3 protein-coding genes are annotated in these 2557 nt (G+C 63.4%); all 3 read right to left on the reverse strand.

Features of this window, described 5'->3' with window-relative positions:
- Positions 1-545 (reverse strand): hypothetical protein (locus EN939_RS29365; RefSeq protein ID WP_127271179.1); only part of this gene is annotated, 545 nt, incomplete at its 3' end.
- 134 nt (positions 546-679) lie between these two features.
- Positions 680-1642: a type II secretion system F family protein gene (locus tag EN939_RS29370; RefSeq protein WP_127270729.1), complete on the reverse strand. Its 963-nt coding sequence runs from the start codon at positions 1640-1642 to the stop codon at positions 680-682.
- A gap of 1 nt (position 1643) precedes the next feature.
- A partial coding sequence (locus EN939_RS29375) for a type II secretion system F family protein (protein ID WP_245473204.1) occupies positions 1644-2557 on the reverse strand: 914 nt, incomplete at its 5' end.

Raw genomic sequence — 2557 nt, forward strand, 5'->3', positions numbered from 1 at the left:
AGTACCAGGCGCAGGGCATCGTCGGCGAGAACATAAAGCCGCAGGTCGGTTTCGCTGAAGGGATTGGCCTGCGAATGGTTCGCGATTTCGATGCGCAGGCCGAAGGCCATCACCCCGGGCGCCAGCCTGTAGCGGCCGGTATCGAACTCGATCTTGCGGATGGCGATGGCATCATCGGCGATCAGCCCCGGCTGGAGCAGGCGCAGGCGCACACGCTGGCTGTTCCTGTCGACGACCAGAAGCTCGATATCGCCGACATGGCCATCGTCGCTGGATTGGGCGCTGTCGATCAGCGGCACGGCTACCAACAGCAGGTCGTCATGGGCAGGCCAGATCTTGCAGCTCAGCCCAAACGGCGCGTCGCCATCCGTCAGGGCGATGCTGATATGAGGTTCGAGCGTGAACGAGGTGCCGTCGGCGCTCTTTCGAGCTTTGGGATAGGCCTGCTGCACCAGGGCGGCGGCATCGCCGCAATCGTCGGCCACGGCCCAGGCGGGCGACAGGGTGGCTGCGGCAAGGCCGAGGAAGAGGGTGCGCAACAGCATGGACTTCTCACCTGCAAGGCCGAGTACGGTCATAACAATGGTTTGTCAGTCCCCCTGCTAGGACTTTTGTGGGGCGCTCGCTAGAGCCGGACGATTTCAGCTCGAATCGAAGCCTCACACCTTTCGGCATCATGCTATTGCGCCGTCATTTTGACGATGACTGGAATGGCCGCGATCATCAGCACCACCGGTAGGATGCATACCACCACCGGCACCGACATCTTGGCCGGCAGAGCGTGCGCCTTTTCCTCGGCCAACGACATACGCTTATGGCGCATGTCGTCGGAAAAAACGCGCAACGCCCCCGACAGGCTGGTGCCGAGTTCCTTGGACTGCTGCAGCAGCGTGGCGAAGGAACGCACTTCGTCCAGGCTGAGGCGGTCGGCGAGCGCCTTCAGCGCATCGTCGAGGCTGCGCCCTGCCCTCAGCTCCAACGACACCAGCTGCAGGTTCTGGCTGAGCGCGGGATAGGTCTTGGCGAGTTCCTTGGAGACGCGCTCTATGCCGGCCTCCATGCTCATGCCGGCATCCGAGCAGACAATCATCAGGTCCATGAAATCGGGAAAGCCGTTGCGGTACTCGCGCCTGCGTTCCCGCACTTTCTGGCTCAACACCAGGCCGGGCAGGAAATAGCCGGCCGCTCCCGACAGGATGACGAATGTCCAGCGACTGGCCATCGTCGCGTCCGGGCTGGCCATCCACCGGTTGAGCACAAACACACCGATTGCCGTGCCGATCATCGCGCTGAACCGGATCAGGAAGAACGTGCCGACAGCGCGCGGCTCCATGTAGCCCGCCTGGATGAGCTTCATGCGCAGCCGGGCGACATTTTCCGGATCGCTCCTGGCGTAGAATTCCTGCGCCCGCTTCACTGCCTTCTCGCGCACGACGCCGGTATTCTTCTTCTGCACCGGCTCTGGTTTGGCGGCCACGGGGCCGTTGTCGACCCTGAGCCGGCGCATGACCTCGTTGCGGTCGCCCTTCGCCATGACAACAGGCCAGGCAACAGCGGCAGCACCCGCCGCCAGCAGCAGGATGGCCACCGGCATCAATGAGGTCGGCGCAAGCGAGGCGAGGAATTCGATGAAGCCCTGCATGTCAGAACTTGAAATTCGACATTTTGAACATGATCAGATTGCCCAGCATCAGCCAGGTGATCGAGCCGCCGAGCAGGTACCAGGTTTTCGCCGCGCCCCAGACGTCGCGGTAGAAGCCCGGCATCAGCGCCATAATGGCGGTGAACAGCAACGCCGGCACCGCTGTCAGGATGTAGGCCGACATCCGACCTTCTGTCGCAATGGCGCGCACCTTGCGGCGCAGCTTGCCGCGCTCGCGGATCGTCGTCGCCAGGCCGTCGAGGATCTCGCGCAGATTGCCGCCCGAACTGGTCTGGATCGAGACGGCGGTGACGAACAGCGGCAAATCCTCCTGGCCGACCCGGTCGAACAGCGAGTTCAACGCCGAAACCAGATCGGAGCCATATGTCACCTCGTCGGCGATGACGCCGAACTCGGTGCCGATCGGGTCGGGCATCTCGCGCGCCACCATGGCGATCGCCACCGGCACCGGATGGCCGGCCTTCAGGCCACGCGTGATCAGTTCCAGCGCCTCCGGCAATTGCATGCCGAACCGCTTTACCCGGCGCTTGCGCTTGAAGCGCAGCGTGATCACCGGCAGCACCGGCACAAGCACCACAAACAGCACAAGCCCCATCAGCGGCGGCAAGCCGTACCAGATGGCGACCAGGGTCATCGCCATCGCCACGCCGCAGCTGATCATCAGGAATTTCGACAGCGGCATGATCATGCCCGACTGGGTTCGCAAAGCGCGGAACCGATCCAGCGAAAACAGCGGCGTGCCTGCGTCGAGGCCGCGTTCCTTGCGCAGTTGGACAAGCACCTGCTCCTGGCTGATCTTGTTTTCCTGCAGCTTCATGCGCCGGTTGATGGCGGTGCGCTTGTCGCTGCGGCCGGCATAAAGCAGGTAGCAGGCCTCGGCGATCAGGATGCCGG

Source organism: Mesorhizobium sp. M7A.F.Ca.CA.002.05.1.1, assembly GCF_003998335.1.
GTDB lineage: Bacteria > Pseudomonadota > Alphaproteobacteria > Rhizobiales > Rhizobiaceae > Mesorhizobium.

What these genes read in the sequence shown, in the direction of transcription:
- EN939_RS29370 (WP_127270729.1), bottom strand. Translation starts at nt 1,642, where the DNA reads ATGCAGGGCTTCATCGAATTCCTCGCCTCGCTTGCGCCGACCTCATTG.